Annotated in this window: 5 protein-coding genes and 1 pseudogene; all 6 read left to right on the top strand. The window is 72.8% G+C overall.

Annotation, left to right across the window (positions count from 1 at the left end; genetic code table 11):
• Window positions 1-355: pseudogene (locus HNV26_RS36930) on the top strand (GspE/PulE/PilB domain-containing protein); the annotation flags it as partial.
• On the top strand, window positions 352-1,371 hold the full coding sequence (locus HNV26_RS36925) for an ABC transporter ATP-binding protein (protein ID WP_366817110.1): 1,020 nt from the start codon (window positions 352-354) through the stop codon (window positions 1,369-1,371). The pseudogene HNV26_RS36930 and the gene HNV26_RS36925, both read left to right, overlap by 4 nt.
• On the top strand, window positions 1,368-2,420 hold the full coding sequence (locus HNV26_RS36920) for an ABC transporter ATP-binding protein (protein ID WP_171445534.1): 1,053 nt from the start codon (window positions 1,368-1,370) through the stop codon (window positions 2,418-2,420). The genes HNV26_RS36925 and HNV26_RS36920 overlap by 4 nt, the downstream gene beginning before the upstream one ends.
• A complete protein-coding gene (locus tag HNV26_RS36915; RefSeq protein WP_171445535.1) occupies window positions 2,389-2,796 on the top strand; it encodes a DUF2085 domain-containing protein in 408 nt (135 codons plus the stop codon). The genes HNV26_RS36920 and HNV26_RS36915 overlap by 32 nt, the downstream gene beginning before the upstream one ends.
• A gap of 82 nt (window positions 2,797-2,878) precedes the next feature.
• On the top strand, window positions 2,879-3,511 hold the full coding sequence (locus HNV26_RS36910; RefSeq protein ID WP_026113989.1) for an RNA polymerase sigma factor: 633 nt from the start codon (window positions 2,879-2,881) through the stop codon (window positions 3,509-3,511).
• The coding region (locus HNV26_RS36905) for an anti-sigma factor family protein (RefSeq protein WP_171453021.1) at window positions 3,508-4,574 on the top strand (1,067 nt) is incomplete at its 3' end. The genes HNV26_RS36910 and HNV26_RS36905, both read left to right, overlap by 4 nt.

Below are 4,574 nucleotides of genomic sequence, written 5' to 3'. Positions count from 1 at the left end.
CGCGTTGGATGACCTGCTGGGCCGGAAGGCCTCGCCCCCGGTGCGGCCCCCGCCGCCTCCGCCTCCCGACGCGGAGGGAGATGGAGCGGAGGGCCGGCCGCGCGTGCCGGTGGTGATGTTCGGAGGGGCGGCGCAGGGCTCGCGTCCGTCGGTGCCGCTCACGCCCACGCCTCAGTTCTCCGACGAGGACCTGGCCATCCTGGACGACATCGAGCGCATCTCCCGCGGAGAGGATGCCTCGCTGGACACGGAGAAGGTGAAACCGGCCCGCATGGTGGCCAGCCTCATCCGCCTGCTCATCCGCAAGGGCGTCATCCAGGAAGGGGAGTTCCTGGAGGAGCTGGCCCAGAAGTGACCGCCGCCGTGACGCCCGCGGGCCAGGAGCTGTTGCTCGACGTCCGAGGGCTGACCACGGAGCTGGCGCTGGAGGCGGGGCCGGTGCGCGCGGTGGACGACGTGTCCTTCGCGCTGCCCCCCGGTGGAACGCTGGGCGTGGTGGGGGAGAGCGGGTGTGGCAAGAGCCTCACGGCGCTGTCCCTGCTGCGGCTGGCGCCCGAGCCGCCGGTGCGCGTGGTGGGCGGAGCGGTGCGCTTCCAGGGCCGGGACCTGCTGACGCTGCCGGAGGCCGAGCTGCGCCGGGTGCGCGGCCGTCACGCGGCGATGATCTTCCAGGAGCCGATGACGTCGCTCAACCCGGTGTTCACCGTGGGCGAGCAGATTGCCGAGGGCGTCCGGCTGCACCTGGGCGCTTCCCGCGCGCAGGCCCGGGACAAGGCCGTGGAGATGCTGCGGCAGGTGGGCATCCCCGCGCCGGCCGAGCGCGTGGACGCGTATCCACACCAGCTCTCCGGCGGCATGCGGCAGCGGGTGATGATGGCGATGGCGCTGGCGTGTGACCCGGCCTTGCTCATCGCGGATGAGCCCACCACCGCGCTGGACGTCACCATCCAGGCGCAGATTCTGGACCTGCTCGCGCGGCTTCAGGCCGAGCGGGGCATGGCGGTGCTGCTGATTACGCACGACCTGGGCGTGGTGGCGGAGAGCTGCGACGCGGTGGTGGTGATGTACGCGGGCCGGGTGGTGGAGCGTGCCCCGGTGCGAGCGCTGTTTTCCCACCCCGCGCACCCGTACACCGCGGGCCTGTTGCGCTCGATTCCGTCCAGGCGCGATGTGGGCGGCGCTCGAGCCTCCCGGGCGCGGCTGCGGGCCATCCCCGGCAGGGTGCCACCGCTGCGGCAGTTACCTGCCGGCTGTGCGTTCCGTGAGCGCTGTGAGCGCGCGCTGGACGTCTGTGCGCACGTGACGCCCGCGCTGACCTCGCCGCGAGAAGGGCAGTGGGCGGCCTGTCACAATCCGGTGCCCGCGCCATGATCGCCACGCCGCTGCTCCAGGTGCGCGACCTCCAGGTGCACTTCCCGGTGCGAGGCGGCGTGCTCGGCCGGGTGCGCGGCGCGGTGAAGGCCGTGGACGGCGTGGATTTCGACGTCCGGCGCGGTGAGACGCTGGGGGTGGTGGGGGAGAGTGGCTGCGGGAAGAGCACCCTGGGGCGCGCGGTGCTGCGGTTGGTGGAGCCCACGGCGGGCTCCGTTCGTTTCGACGGGCAGGAGCTCACCGTGCTGTCCCAGCGCCAGCTGCGGCCGCTGCGCCGGCGGATGCAGTTCGTCTTCCAGGACCCGTATGCCTCGCTCAATCCCCGGATGACGGTCCGGGAGATTCTGGAGGAGCCCTTCGCCATCCACGGGCTGGCCCGAGAGCCGGGCGCGCGGGAGCGCGAGGTGGCGGAGCTGGTGGACGCCATGGGGCTGCCGCGCGAGGCCCTGGCGCGTTACCCCCATGAATTCTCCGGCGGGCAGCGGCAGCGCATCGGCATCGCGCGAGCGCTGGCGCTGCGGCCCGACCTGGTGGTGGCCGACGAGCCCATCAGCGCGCTGGACGTGTCCGTGCAGGCGCAAATCGTCAACCTCCTGGTGGACCTGCAACAGGCGCGGGGCCTCACCTACGTCTTCATCGCCCACGACCTGAACATCGTCGAGTACGTGTCCACCCGGGTGGCCGTCATGTACCTGGGCCGCATCGTGGAGCTGGCCCCGGCCGCGTCGCTGTACCGTCAGCCGCGCCACCCGTACACCCAGGCGCTGCTGTCCGCCGTGCCCGTCCCGGACCCGGGCCACGCCCGGACGCGCCTGCTGGTGCCGGGCGAGCCGCCATCACCCCTGGCTCCGCCCCCCGGTTGCGCCTTCCATCCGCGCTGTCCGCATGCCATGGAGCGGTGCCGGCGCGAGTCGCCCCCGTCCTATGCGCTGGGCGGTGGCCACTTCGCCGCGTGTTTCCTGGCGGAGGCCGATGCGCGCGAGGCCCCGGCCGCAGCCCCCTCTGGAGGAAGTCCCGGTGTTCTGGCTCAGCCATCATCATCCAGATGAGTACAACCGCACCTACCTGTTTGGCGGCGTGCGCGTGTGCGCGCGCTGCCTGGGGACCTATCCGGTGCTGCTGGCCGTGATGGTGGGCCTGTTCGCCGTGCGCGCCCCGCTGCGGTGGGCGTTGGACGTGCCCGCCGTCCTGGCGCTCACCGTGCCCGCGCTGGCGGACTGGGCGGTGGGCCGCTTCCGGCCGGCGTCGGGCAGCAACGCGGTGCGCACCCTGACGGGCGTGCTGCTGGGAGTGGCGCTCGGCCGCTCCCTGTACGTGCACCTGCAGCAGCCACTGCCGGCGGTGCTCCTGGCGCAAGGCGCGCTCGTGACAGCGGTGGCCGTCCCTGTCATTCTCGCCACTTACCAGAGACCTCGCCGGGGATAGACCCTGGCGGCCCGTCGCACGTTCACTGTGCACGGGTGGTGGAGTGGGCCGGGTGAGGGTGGCTCCAAGGAGAGTTGGGGGAGTGTTGGGACCGGAAACCTCAGACGAGCGGCTGATGCTCGCCTTCCAGGCGGGGGACGCGCGCGCGTTCGAGGCGCTGGTGCGCAAGCACCGGACGCCGGTGTTCAACTTCATCCTCCGTTTCACGGGGCACCGGGCACGGGCGGAGGACGTGCTGCAGGAGACGTGGCTGAAGGTGGTTCGGAGCGCCGGCGACTACACGCCCAAGGCGAAGTTCACGACCTGGCTCTACACGATTGCGAGGAACCTCTGCGTGGACAGCGCGCGCAAAGAGAGCTACCGCCAGGCGTCTTCCCTGGAGGCACCCGCTCCGGGAGCGGAGCGGGATGAGTCGCGCCCCCTGGGGGAAGGCCTGCCGGACGCGGGGGCCAGCCCGGAGCGCGGTGCCTACAACGCCCGGTTGCGTCCCCTGTTGGAGCGCGCCCTGGCGACGCTCCCGGACGAGCAGCGTGAGGTCTTCACCCTGCGCGAGTACAGCGGCATCCCGTTCAAGGACATCGCGGAGGTGACGGGAGTGTCCGAGAACACGGTGAAGAGCCGCATGCGCTACGCGCTCGACGGGCTTCGCCGCCGCCTGGCGGAGATGGGCGTCGACGGCGACCTCGCCGAGGACGGAAGGACGGTGGTGGGATGAAGCCGCAGAATCCGCACGCGCAGGAGGATCGGCTGCTCGACTTCGCCTATGGCGAACTGCCGGCGCCCGAGGCCCGCCTCGTGGAAGCCCACCTGGAGAGCTGTGCCCGCTGCACCCAGGCCCTGGACGACATTCGCGGCGTGCGCGCCACCATGTCGCAGCTGTCGGTGGAGCCCGCTCCGGACGCGGGGCTGGAGTCGCTGATGGCCTACGCCCAGCAGGCCGCGCGCCGCGCCGCCGCGGGCCCCGCGCCGAAGCCGTCCCGCTGGCGCCGGTGGTGGTTGCCCGTGGTGGGCCTGGCCTCCGTGAGCACCTTCGGTCTTCTGACGCTCGAGGCCCGGTCGCCCGACCTCACGCGGCCTGACTTGAGCGCGGCGAAGGTCACGGTCGCGAAGGAAGAACTGGTGGCACCTCCGTCCGCTGGTGATTTCGCGCCGGCCGCGGCCGCTCCGGCCCCCGCGGCGGCGCAGGCGATGCCCGCAGAGGCGGAAGCGGCGGGTTACGCCGCCCGGGAAATGGCCGCGCCGGCGAAGTCGAAGGGGGCCGAGCGCTCACGGGAGCAGCGGCTGCTCGCGGAGGACTGGGCCAACGCTGGGAGTGGCGGCGGGCTCGACACGCGGATTCGGCGTGAGAGCGAGAGCAAGGCGAAGCGTGGGCCGCCCGCCGCTGCTCGCGCACCCAAGGCCGACATGCGGGCCGCGCTGGAGTCCGCGCCCGTCGCGCAGGAAGGGGCGCCGTCGTCGCTGGACGAGGAGTCCAAGGTCGCGAGCGAGTCCATGGACCCGCAGACACCGCCGACGGACTCGGACGACACCTTCGCGGGTCGGTCGGAGCGGCGCGTCGCGGACTCGCAGGCTCCTCGGTCCGTGCCCCCGCGCGATTCGCTGCGCCTGGGCTCCAAGTCGCCAGCGGCACGGGGCGCTGCCTACGACGACGCGTTGGACGCGTTGGAGTCCAAGGACTCCCTGGGAGGCGTCGCCGCCGCGGCCAAGGCCGAGCCTCAGCGCCCAGCGCCGGCGCTGGTCTCGAAGAAAGCCGCACCCACCGCCGCGCCGCCCCCGCC

It is taken from the genome of Myxococcus xanthus (genome assembly GCF_013116825.1).
GTDB lineage: Bacteria > Myxococcota > Myxococcia > Myxococcales > Myxococcaceae > Myxococcus > Myxococcus xanthus_B.
The sequence above is the reverse complement of the archived record's forward strand: the minus strand, read 5'-3'. Positions and strand labels throughout refer to the sequence as shown.